Below are 20,596 nucleotides of genomic sequence, written 5' to 3'. Positions count from 1 at the left end.
AAGAATTTCCCCCAGCGATCAAAGGAACTTCAACAGCATCCCCGAAAGACCGCAGATTCCTCCTTCGTCGGAATGACAACTCCCGACTTCAAGCTTCCGACTTCCGCCCATTCCGTCATTTCCCCGGTCCCGGGGCCAGGCTTTTATATGCAAATATAGCGCATTCGGGTATCCCGGAGCAACACAGCGGAGATTACTTCCGGGGAGTGCGATTAAATCCTTACTTTTACACCAACAAACGTCAACAATACTTATGTCAGCACAAAAACGCCTTTTTCTACTGGACGCTTACGCATTGATATTCAGGGGATACTATGCTTTTATCAAGAACCCCAGGATAAATTCCAAGGGTATGGACACCTCGGCTATCATGGGGTTTACCAACTCCCTTCTCGATGTGATAAGACGTGAAAAACCGGACCACCTCGCAGTGGCATTTGACAAGGGGGGCTCCATAGCGCGCACGGAAATGTTTGAGGCGTATAAGGCCAACCGGGACGAAACCCCGGAAGCCATACGCATTGCCATTCCGTATATTCAGTCCATTCTGAAAGCCATGCACATCCCGGTGATCGAAAAAGAAGGTTTTGAGGCAGACGACATTATAGGCACCCTGGCCAAACAGGCCGAGAAGCAGGGATACCTCACCTATATGGTTACCCCTGATAAGGATTTTGCCCAGCTGGTTTCGGAAAATATCTTCATATACCGCCCGTCCCGGATGGGCAACGGAATCGAGATCTGGGGCATCCCGGAAGTGCAGAAGAAATTCGAGGTGGAAAAACCCGAACAGGTGATCGATTACCTGGGGATGATGGGAGATTCCGTAGACAACATCCCCGGCTTTCCGGGGGTGGGAGAAAAAACGGCCAAGAAATTCATCAGGGAATTCGGCAGCGTGGAAAACCTGATCGCCAATGCCGACAGCCTGAAAGGTAAGATGAAGGAAAAGATAAAGGAAAATGCCGGACAGGGATTGCTCTCCAAGGAACTCGCCCGGATCATGCTCGATGTTCCGGTAGCTTTTCACGAAGAGGATTTTGAGCTGAACACTCCCGATTTCGACAAGGTAAAGGAGATCTTCCAGGAACTGGAATTTCGCCGCCTTACGGAAAACTTTATAAAAATTTTCGGGCAGGAAACCACTTCCGGAAGCGATACCGGGACCCCGGCAGTCACAGCCCCGGTACAATCCGGCACCCAGTTCGACCTCTTTGGCAATCCGGGAGAAGAGAGTACACAGCCCGAGGCCGGTACCAGCGGTTATAAGACCCTGGAAACAGCCCCCCACCTGTACCAGCTGGTCAATACCCCCGTGGCAAGAGGCCTGCTGCTGCAAAAACTGATGTTGCAGCCAAGTGTATGTTTCGACACCGAAACCACCAGCCTCAAGGCATTGCAGGCAGCACTCGTAGGGATCGCTTTCTCATGGGAAGCCGGCAAGGGATATTACCTCGCCCTGCCGGAAAACCGGGAAGAAATCCTGGCCATCCTGGAAGAATTCCGTCCCTTTTTCGAAAACGAAAAGATCGAAAAAACGGGGCAGAACCTCAAGTACGATATCAAGGTGCTCTCCGGGTACGACATAAGGGTAAAAGGAAAGCTGTTCGATACCATGATCGCCCATTACCTCATCAACCCCGACATGAGGCACAATATGGATGTCCTTGCCGAGACCTATCTCAACTATCAGCCATTGCCCATAGAAGCCCTTATCGGCAAAAAGGGAAAAAACCAGGGGTCCATGCGCGATGTGCCCCTCGACAGGCAAACGGAATACGCCGTGGAAGATGCCGATATCACCCTGCAGCTGAAACAGCTGTTCCAGGCAGAACTTCCCAATCGCAATGCCCTTAAACTGTTTGAAGAGATCGAAGCTCCCCTCGTACAGGTCCTTGCCGATATGGAGATCGAAGGGATCCGGGTAGATACCGAATACCTCAAATCCCTGTCACAGGCTTTGGACAAGGACATCAGGGAACTCGAAAAAAACATATACGAACAGGCAGGAGAAGAGTTCAACCTGGCCTCCCCCAAACAGCTCGGCCCCATCCTGTTCGACAAACTGAAACTGGTAGACAAACCGAAAAAGACCAAGACCGGGCAGTATTCCACCGCAGAAGACGTACTCTCTTACCTGGCTAAAGACCACAGGATCGTGGAAGATATCCTGATGTGGCGGCAACTTCAGAAATTGCAGAACACCTATGTAGACGCCCTGCCCAACGAGATCAACCCGAAGACAAACCGTGTACATACCGTGTACAGCCAGGCCGTTGCCGCAACCGGGCGGCTGAGCAGCAACAATCCCAACCTGCAGAATATCCCGATCCGCACCGAAAGGGGCCGGCAGGTGCGAAAAGCCTTTATACCCCGGAATGAGGACTATATCCTGATGGCCGCCGACTATTCGCAGATAGAACTGCGGATCATCGCTGCACTGAGTGAAGAAGAGAACATGATCAGGGCCTTCGGGGAGGGACAGGATATTCACGCCTCCACCGCAGCAAGGGTCTTTGGCGTTCCCCTGGAGGAAGTGACCCGGGAGCAGAGGAGCAATGCCAAAACGGTAAACTTCGGTATCATTTACGGAGTGTCCGCTTTCGGGCTCAGCAACCAGACCACCCTGTCCAGAAGCGAGGCCAAGGAGCTCATAGATACCTATTACAAAACCTACCCGAAACTCCGGGCGTATATCAACAACCAGATACATTTCGCACAGGACCACGGCTATGTGGAAACCATACTCGGAAGAAGGCGCTACCTGCCCGATATCAATTCCAGGAACCAGGTGGTTCGCGGGGCGGCCGAACGAAACGCCGTAAATGCTCCCATCCAGGGCAGTGCGGCCGATATCATCAAGATCGCCATGATCAGTATTCACCGCAAGCTCCGGGAAGGCGGTTTCAAAACCAGGATGCTGCTGCAGGTACATGACGAACTGGTATTCGATGCCTACAAACCCGAACTGGAAACGATCAGGCCGCTGATCAAGTCCGAAATGGAAAACGCCTACCAGCTGGCTGTTCCCCTGGACGTGGAAATAGGCCTCGGGGAAGACTGGCTCAGCGCACACTGAGCCGGCCCTCTTATTCTTATTCTATGTTTACCCGTATCCCTTCGGAATGCGCACTCATTTCGGGAGCATACATACACTGCAGGGAGGTGATGCCGTTGGAAAAATCACCGCTGTTACCGGCACGCAGGTCATATTCGAAGACATAAACCCCTTTGGGCATACGGTCGGCAAAAAAATTGGTGGCGGCATCACGGGTACTTTCGTAATACCCCAGACCGCCCTGCCAGCGATATCCCGAAAGCACATTTACCGGTTCGAAACCACTGGCACGCATATCCTTGATATGAACAAACTCCATATCACGGTCGTTCTTTATTTCGAGGCGAACAGTGACCAGGTCTCCTACCTGTATAGGTGTTTTTTCAGTGATCCGCTGCAATTCCGGCCCCTGGTCGGTCAGCTTCTTCAGGAAGAGCTCCTTTTTGAAGCGTATCCCCGTAGCTGCGGAAGTGATCTGGTCGAGGTCTTCGAAATACTGCCAGTACAACGCTCCCCAGGCCACACCCGGCGAGGTTTTCTTTATGTCTACAGTGCCCATTTCCGGGGTTATTTCCTTCCCTTTCCAGGCGGTCTTTACATAACCGCTTCCCTGCTGCGCTTCTTCCATTTTTTCAATATCCAGGCTGTCTCCCCCGATACTTACCGCTAATCCCCCTTCGGAATTTACCCAGTCTTTGCCGGTACTCATCAGGACAAAAACCGCCTCGGTAGTGGCTTTGGTAGACACCCAGCGATTGGTCTGCCTGTTTTTCAGCAGCCACACCTTCATCAGTTCCACGCTTCCGGTATCCTGCAATACTTCATCAAAAGCCTCTATCAGCAGGGCCTGTGTTTCTATGGGAGCATTGTACCAGTACCATCCCGGACGGTTGTCTTTCCAGTACATTCCCATCTCATCGCTTACCACCGACTGGTCTTTTACGGATCGCAACAGTTTCTCCGCCGGGCCGTTTTTCCCGAAGCGGTGGAACACCAGTGAAAGCATCGCCTGGTGGTACCTGGAACCGGTGAATTTTTCCTTGTCCAGCTTATCCAGGAAATAATCGGCCACGGCCTTTCCTTTCCCGCTCAGCGGGTAACTTTCCAGGAAATAACTCCGGGCATACATCCACGACACCCCGTTATACAAGGAAGGCGGATACTTCTCATTCTTCTGATAGCGGTCCCATTCCGCTTCCATCTCCCCGTCGATAAACCCGATGGCCTTCCCGATCATATCGTCCGGGCGGATATCCGTGTTTTCATACCCGATCCCCATGGCCTGCAAATGACCGAAGCCGGAAACAATATGGGTAGTGATATTCCTGTTAGGCGCCCCTCCGTCAAACCATGGGAAAGCCCCGGAAGACAATTGTTTGCCCTGTAGTTTACGGAAAGTATCTCCCAGTTCGTTGCGCATGTTGTTCAGGTCGAACAGCACGGCAATCCGCTTCATCTGCTCTTCCTCTCCCGCTGCCTGGCGTACCCAGGGAGTCTCTTCCAGCAACAGGGATTTCAGTTCTTCGTTGAGTTCCAGCCTGGACTGCAGCTGCCCATTGCGGTTCCAGTCGTCAAAAACCGCCTTTATCCGGGGATTGGAATTCACCAGCTGCTGCGAGACCAGGTTTCCGTACAGCCTGGAAAACACCTGTTCCGAGCATTCGTAGGGAAACTCCCTGAGATATGGCAGGGAGAACACGGCATACCAGACCGGGTTGGTGGTCATTTCGAAAGTAAGCCTGAAATTTTCCCTGGTTGCAGAATTCGTACCGGCCAGCTTGTCCAGTTCAAACCGCTGTTCCTGTCCTTCACGTATGTGCAACGGCAGTGTTTCGGTAACCAGCATCCGGTTGGTAAGCACCGGCAGTGCCGATTCCTCCCCGTCGGAATAATTCCCGGCACTGGCCACCACCCGATACACTATGGCCTGTTGCCCCGAAGGAACGCGCAGGGTCCACGACACATTATCGCTCTGTCCCTCTGCCGCATTGAAATCCCGTTCGTTATTCCCGTTTTCAAAAGCCGTATCTACGGGCTGCATGGTAAACGCGTCAAAAAGCAGCAATTGAGCCTTTCCGGAGAGGTCTTTTCCGGAAAGGTTGGTCACCTTGGCCCGGAACTCGACAACATCCCCTTCCCGTAAAAACCGGGGCGGATTGGGGACGATCATCAGTTCTTTCCGGGTACGCACACTGGCTTCGTAATTGACCGTATACAAGCCGGGGGTATGTGCCAGGGCCATAAACTTCCACTCCGTAAGGCTTTCAGGTGTGGTAAAACGAAGCTTTACATTCCCTTCCTCATCCGTCTTGAGATGCGGAAAGAAAAATGCAGTTTCCTGCAGCGCACGCCGGGGCTGTACGGCAGACAGGCCTGTTTCCGTATCGTCAGGCGACGGAGGGGATGCCGGTTCTGCTTGCATTTCCGTTACCATCTCTTCCAATGCTGCACTATCCTCCATCATGGCATATTCCTGCACCTCCGTATTCTTCTGCGCTGCCATCCTGAGCGTACCGCTGGTACTCACCCCTCTGATCACGACATTCCCCCTGTTCCTTCCGTTGATATCGAACCCGAACCAGTTGATCCTGTCAAATACCGGCTGTACCCCGGTTTCCGGTAAGGGAAAGGGCCTATACAGTACCTGTGCGAGCGAAGCAGACCGGTATGCCCTGTGAATATCCCAGTACCCGTAATCCGGGTGCCGCAGCATGCTGTTGCGGGGCGTCCATTGTATATCATGCGGTTTAAACTGGTCGAGCGAAGCGTCGTACATGGTTGCAAGTACCTCGGCTCCACCGGTGGCCAGCCCGGCCAGGAAAGCATCCTTTCCTTTTCCGCTTACCGTCAGTTCCCAGCTTTCTTCATCTCCCGGCTGCAGCTTGTCGCGCATGGTCCCGGCGGTGATCTCCAGGGTGTTTTCCGCCAGGGGGACCGCAATGGTCTGCACTCCCTGGCGGGCGGTATTGTACTTCCCGAAATAATAATGCACAAAGACATTGCCCCGGTAATCTTCCTCTACCGGGAATGCGAAAGTCTTTACCCCCTTGTTTATTTTCAGCACTTCCCGTTTTATGACCTTTCCGTCGTACTCCAGTTCCGCCGTCACCACGGCATCGGGAGCGGAAGACGCAAAAGTGACCCTGGCCGTCTCCCCGGGGGTATAACGGTCCTTGTCTGTGGTTACGGCAAAGAGCTCCCGGTCTACAGGCTGCTTTTTCTCCCTTTTATACAGGTACACCAGTTGTTCCGAAGGGATACTGTCTTTCCCGTCGCGGATATATCCCCGCAACAGGTAATACCCCTCTTTCCATCCTTTCCGGGGTTTTACTGCGATCTCTTTTTCCTTTCCGGTATCGAACCCTGTCGAGATCACCGGGGTTTCCTCCTTCCAGTTTTCCTTTTTGTCTTCCTGGTCATACGGATCGTTCGGGAACAGGTTTACAAACTCTTCCCTGCCGTACAGTTCGTAATCACCGGCCGGTAGCGACACCTCCCGCAATACGCGTTCCGGCGGTACGATCTTGGTCAGGGTCAGTTCCCCTTTGGCCGGCATAAACTGCCCGTTGAGGTTTTCGGTACGAAGGCCTATCTTTTCCAGGTCTTCCCAGGCTACCCTGGCCGGCATGTCCAGGTAGAGGGTATACCTGAGGTCTCCCACGGTAATACTCTGGCTCCCGGACCGGGTTTCCCCGTTGATATCCGTAATATCCGCCTCTACGGTATAGGTATAGGTACGGGGGGTTTCTGCTTTCTTCCCGGAAAGCAGGGACGACGGGGGCCTTGCTTCGAAAGGAACCTCGAAATTCCCTGCTGCGTCCGTAGTCGTTTCCCCGTATGTGATCTCTTCTCTCGGCTCCGGGTGGATATCTGCCCGTCTCCACCAGGGGAGATAGGGATATACGGCCTGCCGGTATACCCGGTACACCACTTTAGCGCCATCTATATCAGCACCTGAATATGCCTGTGCCTTTGCTGTTGCCCTGATCTCCTCTCCCAGGCGGAAGGTTTTTTTCACCGTATCGAACACCACTTCAAAACGGGGGCGTTTGTATTCCTCCACGCTGAAGCTGTATACTTCCGCCCAGTCGCATTCCAGCCTGAACATCCCGGTAAGCCCTCCCGTGGGCAGGACAAACTCGCCGGATGCGGAGCCAAAGGTATTGGTGGTCAGTTTCAGAGTCCCTACCGTACGGTTGTTGGGGTCCTTCAGTTCAACATCCAGTGCCTCACCGGGGACCGCCTCTGTTTTTCCGTCCGGGGTCTCCCTGTAGTATACAGCCTTGAAATAAACCGTCTGTCCCGGCCGGTATATGGAACGGTCCGTAAAGAACCTGGCGGTATAGGAGATTTCCTTTTCCCGGTTGGTATCCCCCCGGTAACCGTACAGGTCGTAAAACACATCTTCTCCTTTAATACGGTAGTAATACCGGTGGTATCGCTGCCCGGAATAACGGATGTCCGCCTTCCCGGACGCATCGGTGGTAACGGTCTTGACCGGCTTCAGCCGCTCGCCGTCCCTTTCATACACCTCTATGGTCTTTCCCGGTTGCGGATGCCCGCTCCGCCGTTCAGTAACCAGCAATTCCCGGCCGTTCCCCACTACGGCATAAGGGGTAACATCGATCTGCTGCGACTGTAATACGGCACCTTCCTTTCCCATATTAAAGTCTGCCGCATTGGTCGCGAGGATAATATATCTTCCCTCCGGCAGGGTTTCCAGTGCTGCTGTTGTGGTATGCGCCTGGTAATCGTCGAAGGTTTTCAGTTCCAGTGTAAATTCCTTTTCGAGGGGATACCTGCGGAACAGGGCTTCCAGCAGTTGCTGCCGGTCCTCTTCTTTGGCATAACGGATCTCCTGTAGCGGATCTTCGAAATAATCTTCGGGATCGGGTCGGAACCGGAGTATCCTGAAATAGATCCTGCCCAGGTTCTTATGCGTCACCGACATGGGGTTGGCCTGCCCCGACGGGATATAGGATTCCAGCTGTACGGAAAACTCCTCCGCCCGTATCTGCCGTTCCAGTTGCCGGGCCGCAACTGCTGCGGAAGTCCCTTTGTAATCGCTTGCTATCGTCCCGGTAAGTGCCAGGGCTTTATCGCACCATGCTTTCTTCACTTCGAAATCGCCGGCTTCCTCCTCACCGGCCTGTTCGTTGTAAAACCGGGCCAGTTCCAGCAGCACCTCCCCGCTGTACCAGCTTCCGGGGGCAATGCGGGAAAGTTTTTCCAGCGCTCCGGCATATTCATCATCACCGTATTCCTGCCTGCGGAGTTTAAGCGCCTCAAGCGCATTGTAGAGCCGGGCATTCGTGTTTCCGTTTGCCCTGTGAAATTCCTCCAGTTCGCGGAGCAGGGCCAGGGCCTTGTCCTTTTTGCGTTCCGCATCCGCATCCTTCCCGAAGGTATTGAAAAAGACATCGGGCTGGTCGCGGAAAAAATCTATGGCCCGGTGGGCGATAAGGTCGTACATGGCGGGACGAAGTTCCCTTCCCCGCTCAAGACCTGCATCTTTTCCTTTCCTGTCTTCCCCGGCCTGCGCATCGGGACCGGGTTCCAGGATCTCCTGCCACTGTGCTGCGGGTTGCTGCCGGAGTATCTCCGCATTTTCCAGCGACCCCAGGTAAAGTGCCGTAACCCTGTCGTCAAAGATATTTTCACTCCAGAACCGGAAATCTTCGGTCGAGGCTTCTTCCATACGGGTGCGCCGGTCAATAGTCCACCTGTTATTGCGGTAGTAAGAATATATGGTCTCGGCCAGCATGGATTCCAGCAGGCTTTTTTCCGCACCCTCCGCTTCAGACAATTCCCCCTCAAAATCGCGGATGACCTCCTGCTGTATCCCGTCGTCATCACTGGTTAGTACCGCAATCCGGCTGCGGTACAACAAGGCCCGGATACGTTGTGTGACATTGCCGTCCTTCCCGGCCGCTTCGTATATCTCGTTCACCCCGGGAAGCGCGCTTTTAAGCAGTCCTTCGGCTTCTTTTTTCTCGATCTCTTTCCACTTCTTTTCATAGGGAAATTCCTGGGCGGCAAGGGGCACACAGAAAAGGATTACAATACAGAATAAATAGGTGTTCACACGAATAAATTTAAGTTAAACTTCTTATATACCGAAAGTTGTATGTTGCAGGTTTTAGTTTTTTTCCGGTTTTTAAAAATACGTCATTTCAGACGATTATACCTCAGCAAATATCAAATAATATGCCACAAGGCCCTGTAATTTTCCCACATCGTCCCTGCACACCGCACCTTTCGTCCAGACAGGAGATTACACTGATGAAAACCAAACGATTATCCGCTTTAAAATAATAACGGCCTGCATTTGTAATTACAAGATATAGTTGTACATTTGCACCCCGTTTATTGGGAATGGAATGTTTAATTTAAAAAAATTAATGTGAACACGTTAAGCTACAAAACCATTTCGGCAAACAAGGCGACTGCGGACAAAAAGTGGTTACTTGTCGATGCCGAAGGACAGACGTTGGGACGTCTTGCCTCTAAAGTGGCCAAGCTGCTCCGGGGAAAGCACAAGCCCAACTACACTCCTCATGTGGACTGTGGAGATAATGTGGTGATTATCAACGCAGAAAAAATCAATTTAACCGGCAACAAGTGGGAAGCCAAAAAGTATATCCGCCATACCGGATATCCGGGCGGACAACGGGAACTGAATGCCCGGGAACTCTTCACGAAGGATCCTGCCCGCCTGATCGAGAAATCGGTCAAGGGAATGCTGCCCAAGAACAAACTGGGAGCCGAGCTTTTCCGCAACCTGAAGGTATACACAGGGGCCGAGCACAAACAGGAGGCGCAAAAACCCGCTGCTATTAACTTAAACGAGCTGAAGTAATGGAAGTAATTCACAAGATCGGCAGAAGAAAAACTGCAGTTGCACGTGTATATGTTTCTCAGGGAAGCGGAAACATTACCATCAACAAAAAAGAACTCAACACCTATTTTCCTACTGCGACATTACAGTACAAGGTAAAGCAGCCGTTGACCCTTACCGATACCGCAGAGCAATACGACATCAAAGTGAACGTATACGGCGGAGGGAGCAACGGACAAGCCGAGGCTGTTCGTCTCGCTATTTCGAGAGCGCTTTGTGAAGTAGATACGGAAAACAGGGTTACGCTGAAACCGGAAGGCTTACTCACCCGGGATCCGCGAATGGTAGAACGCAAGAAATACGGACAGAAGAAAGCCCGTAAGAAATTCCAGTTCTCCAAACGTTAATTTTTTCAGGATCTCTGCCCGTCCACAGACAGGCCTGATCCGCAATTCAATCTTACCGGACCCGGTTATACCGGTCGGGGTATTAAAACAACATGTTGTCGTTGTCCCGGAACACCGGGAAATTAGTTTAGCATCCAAATGGTGAAGGCCTCGACAGAGCCACTTCAGCATTGCTAACTCAACGGAACGTAAACTATTACAGAAAATGGCAAGCAAAATAGAAGTTAAAGACTTATTAGAAGCAGGTGTACACTTCGGACACCTCACCAGAAAGTGGAACCCGAACATGGCTCCTTATATCTACATGGAGCGAAACGGCATCCACGTGATCAACCTGTACAAGACCGTAGCCAAGATCGAGGAAGCCAACGAAGCCCTCAGGAAAATCGCGGCATCCGGAAGGAAGATCCTTTTTGTGGCTACCAAGAAACAAGCCAAAGACATTGTCGCCGAAAAAGCAGGTGCTGTCAACATGCCTTATATTACGGAAAGATGGCCCGGCGGAATGCTGACCAATTTCGTAACCATCCGTAAGGCGGTAAAGAAAATGACGGCCATCGACAGGATGAAAAAGGACGGCACATTCAACACCCTTTCCAAAAAAGAACGGTTACAGGTAGATCGTTTAAGAGCAAAGCTGGAAAAACAACTCGGTTCGATAGCAGACATGACCCGTCTTCCCGGGGCATTGTTTATTGTAGATACCATGCGTGAACACATTGCCGTAAAAGAGGCTCAGAAATTAAACATTCCCATTTTCGCCATGGTGGATACCAATTCGGATCCGCGCGACGTGGATTACGTCATCCCTTCTAACGATGACGCTTCCAAATCCATTGAGAGCATACTCTCGCATGTTACCGGTGCCGTAGCCGAAGGGCTTTCCGAAAGAAAGGCCGAACGCGCTGAAAAAGATGCTGTAAAAGCTGAAAAGCAGGCAGATAAGGACGAAGCCCCTGCCGGAAAAGAAGAAACAGCTGCAGACAACAGCGATGAAGTAAAGGCAGAAGCTACGGAAAGCAACAACGAAAATTAAACCTAAATTTAATATTGAGGTGATCTCCCCGGGCGGATATTGAAATATTTTTATTCCGTGCCGTACGGGGATTTTCCCGGTATTCAAAATAAAATCTGAAAGAAATGGCAAAGATCACAGCCGCAGAAGTTAATAAATTAAGACAGGCTACCGGTGCCGGTATGATGGACTGCAAGAAAGCATTGGTAGAAGCCGAAGGTGATTTTGACAAGGCGATAGAAATACTTCGTAAAAAAGGGCAGAAAGTAGCGGCCAACCGGGCAGACAGGGAGTCTACCGAAGGAGCGGTTATCGCCAAGGTAAATGGTGATGCTACCCGTGGAGTGATCGTATCGCTGAACTGCGAGACCGACTTCGTAGCCAAAAACGAATCCTTTGTAAAGCTGGCCAACGACCTGGCCGAAATGGCGCTGAACCACGCTACCAAAGAAGAACTCCTGAAAGCAGACTACAACGGTATTACCGTAGAAGAGAAGCTTACGGAGCAAACCGGGGTTATCGGGGAGAAGATTGAGATCGGAGGCTTTGAAACCATCGAGGCTCCTTTTGTTGGGGCTTACATCCATGCCGGAAACAAGATCGCTACGGTGGCCGGCCTGTCAGCCAATGTTGACGGTGCAGAAGAAGCAGCCAAAAGCGTAGCCATGCAGGCTGCGGCAATGAACCCTATTGCGCTTGACGAAAACGGCGTAGACCAGTCTGTTATTGACAAGGAGATCGAGATCGCCAAAGACCAGCTCCGTGCCGAAGGCAAACCGGAAGCCATGCTCGACAATATCGCCAAAGGGAAACTGAAGCGTTTCTTTAAAGACAACACCCTGGTAAACCAGGATTATATCAAGGACAGTAAGACCAGCGTGGCCAATTATGTAAAATCGGTGAACAGCGATCTTACCATCACAGGCTTCAGGAGAGTTGCTCTCGGATAATACGACAAATACCGGAAATACCGGTTCTGATCATATGAAAAGCCATACCGGTTACGGTGTGGCTTTTTTCTTGTTACGGGAAGATCACAAAAAGCCGCAGGGGATTAAAATTTCCACTTTCCTAATTTGAGATAATCATTATATTTGCACACAACTCATCCGAAAAACTATGCAATACAAAAGAATTCTCCTCAAACTCAGTGGAGAGGCACTGATGGGACAAAAGCAATACGGGATAGATCCCCGGCGCCTTTCAGAATATGCCAATGATATCAGGGAAATCGCGGAAAAAGGTGTTCAGGTAGCCATAGTCATCGGGGGAGGAAACATTTTCAGGGGAGTAGCCGGCGCCAGCAACGGCATGGACCGCGTTCAGGGCGACCATATGGGCATGCTGGCCACCGTTATCAACGGCCTGGCACTCCAGAGCGCCCTTGAGAATACCGGAGTACAGACGCGCCTGCAGTCGGCCATCCATATCAATGAAGTAGCCGAGCCGTTTATACGCAGAAGAGCCATAAGACATCTCGAAAAGGGACGCGTCGTTATCTTTGGCGGAGGAACGGGCAACCCCTATTTCACCACAGATTCCGCTGCCGTACTTCGCGCCATCGAGATCGATGCCGACGTCATCCTCAAAGGGACCAGGGTAGACGGGATTTACACTTCCGACCCGGAAAAAGACGAAAACGCTACCAAATTTGATTATATTACCTTTGACGATGTCCTGAAAAAAGGCCTGAAAGTAATGGACACCACCGCTTTCACCCTCAGCCAGGAAAACGAACTGCCGATTATTGTTTTTGATATGAATAAAAAAGGTAATCTTTACAAAGTTGTTTCCGGTGAAAAAGTGGGAACGAAGGTAAATCTTTAATCCCGCTGTTTACCACCTAATAAAAACGGACCATCATGAACGAAGAGATCAGCTTTATACTGGACAGTACCACGGAGGCCATGGAAGGAGCCCTAAGCCACCTGGAAAAAGAGTTCACCAATATCAGGGCCGGCAAGGCAAGCCCGGCTATGCTCGGAAGCATTTTCGTGGACTACTACGGATCGCAGACCCCCCTGGGCCAGGTAGCCAATATCAGCACCCCCGATGCGCGTACCATTACGGTACAACCCTGGGAGAAAGGCATGCTCCAGACCATTGAAAAAGCCATTATCGTAGCCAATATCGGGTTCAACCCGATGAATAACGGGGAGAACATCATTATCAATGTTCCGCCCCTTACCGAGGAACGGCGCAAGGAGCTCGTCAAACAGGCCAAAGCCGTATCCGAAGATGCCAAGGTAAGCATAAGAGGGTCCAGGCAGGATGCCAACAAGGAGGTTAAAAAGCTGGAAGAAGCCTCTGAAGATGTCAAAAAAAATACCGAGGTGGATATTCAGACCCTTACCGACAGCTATATCAAAAAAGTCGATGAGCTGTTAGCGGTAAAGGAAAAGGAAATAATGACCGTTTAAATGAGTGCCGGAACAGACAGACACGACCATATTAAAATGCCCGGGATTTCGGGCATTTTTTATATAACATTCCCGTTTTTTGTCCGTTTACCATTATAATCTACCGAACCGATGAGAAATTTCCTGATCCTGTTCCTTGTTCTGACCACCTCTTTAACAGGCCATGCCCAGGACATGATCTCCGGGATGGTACGCGACCGGGACACCGGTGTCCCGCTGCCGTTCTCCAATATAGTCACCAATACGGGAAAAGGCGCCATCACCGACGCAGAAGGGAAATTCGAGATCGAAAACCCCGGGGGAAATATTCTCGAACTTACTTTTTCATATATCGGTTATACCCAGAAGAAGGTATCCCTGGTCCCGGAACAGCATTACTACACCGTATCCCTGTCCCCATCACCGGAAAAACTCCGGGAAGTCGTCGTTCAGGGTGGGGAAAACCCCGCCATCGGCATTATCCGGGAAACGCTGAAAAGGCGAAAACTCAATAACCCCGAAAAAAAGCTGGAGAGTTTTTCCTTCAAGGCCTACAACAAGTTGCTGGTCACGGCAAACCCCGATTCCATTTCCGGAAGTATCGATTCCATTTACAAAGAGGAAAGAGGAAAAAAAATATTCGTCAAACCCGACTCTACCAATTATCTCCTCAAAAAGGAATTGTCGCGATCGCACCTGTACCTGTCGGAAAAGGTTTCGGAATATCTCTTCAACACCCGCAAGGGGAAAAGGGAAACGGTACTGGCCACAAAAATGGCGGGATTCCGGGAGCCGCTGTATGAAATTCTCGCCATACAGATGCAGTCCTTTTCCTTTTACGACAACAATTATGCTATCCTGGGCACAAAATATCCCGGCCCCGTCGGTTCCAATGCCCTTACCGCCTATCACTACAAGCTGCTCGACACGGTCGTGAACAAGGAGACCGGCAGGGCGGCATACATGATACACTATTTCCCGAAAGAAAAACGGAAAACTGCCGGTATGGAAGGGGTGCTTTATATCGACACCCTGTCTTATGCCCTGCAGAAAGGCATAGCACAACTCAAGGCCATTATCAATATCGACGCTTCCCAGACATTCCGCTATTTCCCGGAACAGGACCTGTGGTTTCCGGAGTCCAGGCAGATCAGGATCATCAGGGGAAAAAATGAAGACGGCATATCCCTGCTCGGGGTCTCGTTTACCGATTTCGGCAAAAAAACGGAAGATACCATCAACTCCTCTACCCGGCAGGATATCTCCCGGAACATCCATTTTATCAGCAGGGAAGAAAACTTTGATTACAGTTTCAACAAGCCGGTGACGATCAAGGGGAAAGGCATTGCCATGGAAATAGAGGACAATGCCCACCGCAGGGACGAAGATTACTGGAACCGGTACCGTACCATTCCGCTCACGCAAAGAGGGCAGCAGACCTACGAAGTACTGGACAGCGTGGTAGACGCCAATAATGCCGAGCGCAAGATACACCTGGCAAGGAAACTGATCAAGGGGTATTACCCGATCAAATATGTAGACCTCGACCTGAGGTACCTGCTCAAATACAACAACTACGAAGGTTTCCGGATCGGTATGGGCGCGGTGACCAACACCGACTTCTCCTCGAAATACCGCCTGAAGGCTTACAGTGTATACGGCACCAAAGACAAGAAGATAAAATTCGGGCTGGACGGCGCAGCACGCCTGGCCAAAATAACCAACACCTGGATAGGGGCATCCTATATGGATGACCTCGTGGAAACCGGCGGTACCGAGTTCATCAACGAAGCCCGCAATTTTTCTCTTTTTGAACCCCGCCTGTTCAATATCACCATGTTTCACAAGACCCGCAGGTCAAGTGCCTACCTCGAACACGATATCACGGCAAAAATAGGGGCCAAGATCCAGTTCAGCCAAAGCAATATCGTTCCGGCCTACAACTACTTCTATGTACACCAGGGCGATTCCTACCACCATTTCAAGCTTTCGGAAGCTACCCTGGCCTTACAGTGGAACCCCTTCAGCCGGTATATGCAGACCAGGCACGGAAAAGCTACCATGAAAAACGAATACCCCAATTTCACCGTCCAGGTAACCCGTGCCATGAGCAATGTACTGGAAGGTGATTTCGACTTTACCAAGATCGACTTCCGCGGGATCTACGAATTTCAGCACCCCAACAGGTCGAAAAGCAGTTTACTGGCTACGGGCGGACTGGCTTACGGCGACCTGCCCGTAACCCACCTGTACCAAGCCTCTCCCAACCAGCCCAGGGGTGATGTCATTCTGCAACGATTTTCCGTAGCCGGTCGCAACAGCCTGGAAACCATGTATTTCAACGAATTTTATTCCGACAGGTACCTGATGCTCCAGGTAAAGCACCAATCCAACCGGTTTAAGATCGCCGGCCCGATAAAACCGGAACTCATCCTGATCTCCAGGTTTGCCCTGGGGAGCGTTACGCACAGTGAAAAACACATCGGTATAGACGTCCGGTCGTTCAACAAGGGATACCTGGAAAGCGGTTTCGAGCTGAACAAGATCTTCAAGGGGTTCGGCCTGAGTGCCATGTACCGCTACGGGGCATACCAGTTGCCCCGGTTTGATGAAAACATCTCTTTTAAGTTTACCTACTACATGAGCCTGGGTTTTTAGGCTGTTATGCCTGAATTCCTTACCTTTGCCCGGTTAAAAAAACAAAATGGTCGCTTGGATTAGCAAAGGGTTTTGGGAGCGGGTTGCCAGGGTAATTCTCCGCAACAGGATATTGATACTCCTTATCATTACGGGGCTTACGGTTTTTCTGGCCGTCCAGTGGAAAAACATGCGTTTCACCTATACCGAAGCCAATCTGCTGCCCGATCATCACCCGGTAAACATACAGTACAACAAATTCCTCGAGACTTTCGGGGAAGAAGGCAACCTCATTGTACTCGCAGTCAAGGATCCCTCCCTTTTTACCCCGGAACACTTCAACCTCTGGAACAGGCTGAGCAAACAGCTCAATGCCTTCCCCGAAGTAGACCTTGTCGTTTCGACGGAGAACCTCAGGGAACTGGTAAAGAACGACGAAAAACAACAGTTTGAACTCAACCCCCTTATCACACACCCCCTGGAATCGGAAGAGGCCATAGACACCCTGAAACAGCATCTTTTCCACGAACTGCCTTTTTATGAAGGCCTGCTCTTTAACAAGGAGACCCAGACCATTCGTACCGCCGTATACCTGGACAAGGAGATCGTAAACACGCCGGTAAGAAAAGATTTTATTTTTAACGACTTTGTCCCGCTCATTGAAAAATTCGAAAAAAATACCGGGCTTAAGGTCCACGTTTCGGGAATGCCCTATGTCCGCACCCTGAATTCCCAGAATATCATCGACGAAATAGGAGGGTTTATCCTGGCCGCGCTGGGGGTCACCTCCCTGATTTTCTTTTTCTTTTTCCGCTCTTTCAGGGCTACCTTTATCTCCATGATCGTGGTCATTATCGGGGTCATGTGGGCTTTCGGGACACTGGGGCTTCTGCACTACGAGATCACCGTGCTTACCGCACTCATCCCGCCGCTCATCATAGTGATCGGTATCCCGAACTGTATCTTCCTCATCAACAAATACCAGCAGGAAATACAGAAACACGGCAACCAGGCCAAATCACTGCAGAGAGTGGTTTCCAAGGTAGGGAATGCCACGCTGATGACCAATGCGACCACGGCGATAGGCTTTGCTTCCTTTATTGTTACGGAGAGTACGCTGCTGAAGGAATTCGGGATCGTGGCTTCCATAAACATCATGACCATTTTTATCCTTTCACTGCTGATCATTCCGGTCATATACAGCTTTATGCCCGTTCCGAAAAACCGCCACCTCAAACACCTGAACAAAAAATGGATCGGCGGTTTTGTAAAATGGAATGTACATATCGTAAAGCATAGGCGTATCGCCATTTCCATCACCTCTATCGTACTGCTGATCCTGGGAATTATCGGGATCTACCAGATAAAAATATCGGGCAGCCTGATCGAGGACATGCCTAAAAACACTGATTTCTTCAGGGATATCCGCTTCTTCGAAAAGGAATTTGACGGTATCATGCCCCTGGAGATCACCATCGATACCAAAAGGAAAAACGGGGTCATGAAGCTGTCTACACTCCGCAGAATGGACGAACTGGAAAACCTTATTACCGATATCCCCGGCCTGTCCAAACCCATTTCGGTGGTAAACCTGGTCAAGTATTCCAAACAGGCCTATTACAACGGGAACCCCAATTATTATCAACTTCCCACAAACCAGGAAAATCACTTTATATTGTCGTATGCCCGGAAATCGTCGGATAATGCAGACCTGTTACACAGCTTTGTCGATTCCACCGGGCAGATCGCCCGTATAACCACCTTTATGCAGGATATGGGAACCGATAACATGGAAGATGCCCTGGAACAGGTGCAGACCACCATAAAAAAGCTGTTTCCCGAAGACCGCTACGAAGTAACGCTTACAGGAAAGGCCCTGGTGTTTATGAAAGGCACCAAATACCTGGTCAACAACCTGATCGCATCGCTGGCCCTGGCCGTTTTCCTGATCTCGCTGTTTATGGCCTATATGTTCCGGTCTTTCCGGATGATCCTCATATCGCTGGTTCCCAATATCTTTCCCCTGCTTATCACGGCCGGGGTCATGGGGTACCTGGGCATCCCCATCAAACCGTCTACCATACTGGTTTTCAGTATCGCTTTTGGTATATCCGTAGACGACACCATACATTTCCTGGCCAAATACCGGCAGGAACTGGTGAGCAACGGCTGGAAAATACGAAAATCGGTATATGCCGCACTGCGGGAAACAGGAGTGAGCATGTTCTACACTTCCATTGTACTGCTCTTCGGCTTTTCCGTTTTCACGACATCGAGTTTCGGCGGTACCGTAGCCCTGGGAGGACTCGTATCCATTACCCTGCTGTTCGCCATGATGTCCAACCTTATCCTGCTCCCTTCATTGCTGTTGTCGCTGGAAAAGAGCATTGCCAACAGGAAAATCCTGAAAGAGCCCAATTTTGATGTCCTCACCGGAGACGATGACGACAGTTGATATACTGGTTAATCAATCTGTTCGGAAGAGCTTCAGCAACATCACTGAAGGCCCGGAGATCCCTCCCCCGGCCAGAAGCCGGTACAGACGCTGCGGTCGGGAAAAACTCCCCACTTCAAGCTCCGTGCCCCGTGCTTCAGACAATTCAACATTCAAAACCCTGATCGCCCTGCATTCTTTGAAAAAACAACTATATTTGCCCCTTAGTATTAATCGCATTATCACGCTTTTTTCTACAGCAGAACGGCTGTGGAAAGCGTGTATAATTTTATTTGCAAGCTCATAAGAACATGAAGGCATACTGCGTAAAAGACCTGCTCACCAAAGATTTGTTATTGCAGGAGATCAGTGTCAAGGGATGGGTAAGAACCTTCAGGAGTAATCGTTTCATTGCCCTGAACGACGGTTCCACCATTCACAACATCCAATGTGTAGTGGATTTTGACAACACCTCCGAAGAAACCCTGAGGCGCATTACCACGGGGGCCGCACTCCATATACAGGGCACACTGGTAGAGAGCTCCGGAAAAGGGCAAAAGGTAGAAATACAGGTTGGCGAACTTAAAATACTGGGCGATGCCCACCCGGACGAATATCCCATACAGCCCAAAAAACACTCGCTGGAGTTCCTCAGGGAAAAAGCCCACCTGCGTACCCGGACCAATACTTTCGGAGCGGTGATGAGGGTACGGTCGGCGCTCTCGTTTGCCGTGCACCGGTATTTTCAGAACAACGGGTTCAATTATGTAAATACCCCCGTGATCACCGGAAGTGATGCGGAAGGAGCGGGAGAGATGTTCCGCGTCACCACCCTCGATGCCAAAAACCCTCCGCTGGAAGAAGACGGCAGTGTAAACTACAGGGAAGATTTTTTCGGCAAGGAAACCAATCTCACCGTGTCCGGACAGCTCGAAGCAGAAGCCTATGCCATGTCGCTGGGAAAAGTGTATACCTTCGGCCCTACGTTCCGTGCCGAAAACTCCAATACCTCCAGGCACCTGGCCGAATTCTGGATGATAGAGCCCGAAGTGGCTTTCATGGACCTGGATGGCAATATGGACCTGGCCGAGGATTTTATCAAGTATGTGGTGCGCTATGCGCTGGAGCATTGCAAGGACGACCTGGAGTTCCTGGAGAAGCGCCTGGCCGATGAGGAAAAAACAAAACCCCAGAACGAAAGGAGCGGGATGACCCTTACGGAAAAGCTGCATTTCGTCCTGGACAACAACTTTAAGCGGGTAAGCTATACGGAAGCTATCGATATCCTCAGGAACAGCAAGCCCAACAAAAAGAAGAAATTCCGGTACCTGATCGAGGAATGGGGGGCCGACCTGCAAAGCGAACACGAACGCTACCTGGTGGAAAAGCACTTCAAGTGCCCGGTAATCCTGTTTGATTATCCCGCAAAGATCAAGGCGTTCTATATGCGGCTGAACGACGATGGCCAGACCGTAAGGGCCATGGATATCCTCTTTCCCGGCATCGGGGAGATCGTAGGAGGCTCACAACGGGAAGAGCGGTATGACGTGCTCCTGGAAAAGGTGCGTGCCATGGGGATCGACGAAAAGGAACTCTGGTGGTACCTGGACCTGAGAAAATACGGTACTGCCGTGCACAGCGGTTTCGGACTGGGCTTCGAACGGCTCGTCCTCTTTACCACGGGAATGACCAATATCAGGGATGTCATCCCCTTTCCGCGGACTCCGCAGAACGCAGAATTCTGATCTCATATCAAAAACTCCCGGATGTGGTTTGCGCCCCCGGGAGTTTCTCCTACTCCCCACCCG

12 protein-coding genes are annotated in these 20,596 nt (G+C 50.9%); 10 read left to right on the top strand and 2 right to left on the bottom strand.

The window, feature by feature from the left end; all coding sequences use genetic code 11:
• Positions 1–253 precede the first annotated feature (253 nt).
• On the top strand, positions 254–3,079 hold the full coding sequence (gene polA / locus DN748_RS15755; RefSeq protein ID WP_112372794.1) for a DNA polymerase I: 2,826 nt from the start codon (positions 254–256) through the stop codon (positions 3,077–3,079).
• Positions 3,080–3,095: 16 nt separating this feature from the next.
• Here polA and DN748_RS15750 read toward each other — a convergent pair whose 3' ends face one another.
• The gene (locus DN748_RS15750; RefSeq protein ID WP_146746629.1) at positions 3,096–9,143 is read right to left on the bottom strand and encodes an alpha-2-macroglobulin family protein; all 6,048 of its coding nucleotides are present in this window, start codon (positions 9,141–9,143) and stop codon (positions 3,096–3,098) included.
• A gap of 318 nt (positions 9,144–9,461) precedes the next feature.
• Between DN748_RS15750 and rplM the strand changes: the two genes are divergently transcribed.
• The 8 genes from rplM to DN748_RS15710 all read left to right on the top strand — a co-directional run bounded on the left by rplM (position 9,462) and on the right by DN748_RS15710 (position 18,809).
• Complete coding sequence (gene rplM, locus DN748_RS15745) at positions 9,462–9,917, top strand: 50S ribosomal protein L13 (RefSeq protein ID WP_112372792.1); 456 nt, start codon at positions 9,462–9,464, stop codon at positions 9,915–9,917.
• The gene (rpsI, locus tag DN748_RS15740) at positions 9,917–10,303 is read left to right on the top strand and encodes a 30S ribosomal protein S9 (RefSeq protein ID WP_112372791.1); all 387 of its coding nucleotides are present in this window, start codon (positions 9,917–9,919) and stop codon (positions 10,301–10,303) included. The genes rplM and rpsI overlap by 1 nt, the downstream gene beginning before the upstream one ends.
• 205 nt (positions 10,304–10,508) lie before the next feature.
• Complete coding sequence (rpsB, locus tag DN748_RS15735) at positions 10,509–11,339, top strand: 30S ribosomal protein S2 (RefSeq protein WP_112372790.1); 831 nt, start codon at positions 10,509–10,511, stop codon at positions 11,337–11,339.
• A 104-nt stretch (positions 11,340–11,443) separates the two neighbouring features.
• Positions 11,444–12,268 (top strand): translation elongation factor Ts, encoded by an 825-nt coding sequence (gene tsf / locus DN748_RS15730; protein WP_112372789.1) that lies wholly within the window; start codon positions 11,444–11,446, stop codon positions 12,266–12,268.
• A gap of 169 nt (positions 12,269–12,437) precedes the next feature.
• The gene (gene pyrH / locus DN748_RS15725) at positions 12,438–13,145 is read left to right on the top strand and encodes a UMP kinase (protein WP_112372788.1); all 708 of its coding nucleotides are present in this window, start codon (positions 12,438–12,440) and stop codon (positions 13,143–13,145) included.
• Between the two features lie 35 nt (positions 13,146–13,180).
• Positions 13,181–13,738 (top strand): ribosome recycling factor, encoded by a 558-nt coding sequence (frr, locus tag DN748_RS15720; protein WP_112372787.1) that lies wholly within the window; start codon positions 13,181–13,183, stop codon positions 13,736–13,738.
• A gap of 111 nt (positions 13,739–13,849) precedes the next feature.
• Positions 13,850–16,375: a DUF5686 and carboxypeptidase-like regulatory domain-containing protein gene (locus tag DN748_RS15715; protein WP_112372786.1), complete on the top strand. Its 2,526-nt coding sequence runs from the start codon at positions 13,850–13,852 to the stop codon at positions 16,373–16,375.
• 46 nt (positions 16,376–16,421) lie between these two features.
• Positions 16,422–18,809, top strand: a complete 2,388-nt coding sequence (locus DN748_RS15710; RefSeq protein WP_112372785.1) for an efflux RND transporter permease subunit — start codon at positions 16,422–16,424, stop codon at positions 18,807–18,809.
• A gap of 12 nt (positions 18,810–18,821) precedes the next feature.
• Here DN748_RS15710 and DN748_RS15705 read toward each other — a convergent pair whose 3' ends face one another.
• The gene (locus DN748_RS15705) at positions 18,822–19,028 is read right to left on the bottom strand and encodes a hypothetical protein (protein ID WP_112372784.1); all 207 of its coding nucleotides are present in this window, start codon (positions 19,026–19,028) and stop codon (positions 18,822–18,824) included.
• A 71-nt stretch (positions 19,029–19,099) separates the two neighbouring features.
• Between DN748_RS15705 and asnS the strand changes: the two genes are divergently transcribed.
• Positions 19,100–20,533, top strand: a complete 1,434-nt coding sequence (asnS, locus tag DN748_RS15700; protein WP_112372783.1) for an asparagine--tRNA ligase — start codon at positions 19,100–19,102, stop codon at positions 20,531–20,533.
• Positions 20,534–20,596 lie beyond the last annotated feature (63 nt).

The organism is Sinomicrobium soli (assembly GCF_003285545.1).
Classification (GTDB): domain Bacteria; phylum Bacteroidota; class Bacteroidia; order Flavobacteriales; family Flavobacteriaceae; genus Sinomicrobium.
The sequence above is the reverse complement of the archived record's forward strand: the minus strand, read 5'-3'. Positions and strand labels throughout refer to the sequence as shown.

What these genes read in the sequence shown, in the direction of transcription:
- tsf (WP_112372789.1), top strand. Translation starts at nt 11,444, where the DNA reads ATGGCAAAGATCACAGCCGCAGAAGTTAATAAATTAAGACAGGCTACC.
- frr (WP_112372787.1), top strand. Translation starts at nt 13,181, where the DNA reads ATGAACGAAGAGATCAGCTTTATACTGGACAGTACCACGGAGGCCATG.
- rpsB (WP_112372790.1), top strand. Translation starts at nt 10,509, where the DNA reads ATGGCAAGCAAAATAGAAGTTAAAGACTTATTAGAAGCAGGTGTACAC.
- DN748_RS15710 (WP_112372785.1), top strand. Translation starts at nt 16,422, where the DNA reads ATGGTCGCTTGGATTAGCAAAGGGTTTTGGGAGCGGGTTGCCAGGGTA.
- DN748_RS15715 (WP_112372786.1), top strand. Translation starts at nt 13,850, where the DNA reads ATGAGAAATTTCCTGATCCTGTTCCTTGTTCTGACCACCTCTTTAACA.
- polA (WP_112372794.1), top strand. Translation starts at nt 254, where the DNA reads ATGTCAGCACAAAAACGCCTTTTTCTACTGGACGCTTACGCATTGATA.
- rpsI (WP_112372791.1), top strand. Translation starts at nt 9,917, where the DNA reads ATGGAAGTAATTCACAAGATCGGCAGAAGAAAAACTGCAGTTGCACGT.
- DN748_RS15705 (WP_112372784.1), bottom strand. Translation starts at nt 19,028, where the DNA reads ATGCGATTAATACTAAGGGGCAAATATAGTTGTTTTTTCAAAGAATGC.
- pyrH (WP_112372788.1), top strand. Translation starts at nt 12,438, where the DNA reads ATGCAATACAAAAGAATTCTCCTCAAACTCAGTGGAGAGGCACTGATG.
- asnS (WP_112372783.1), top strand. Translation starts at nt 19,100, where the DNA reads ATGAAGGCATACTGCGTAAAAGACCTGCTCACCAAAGATTTGTTATTG.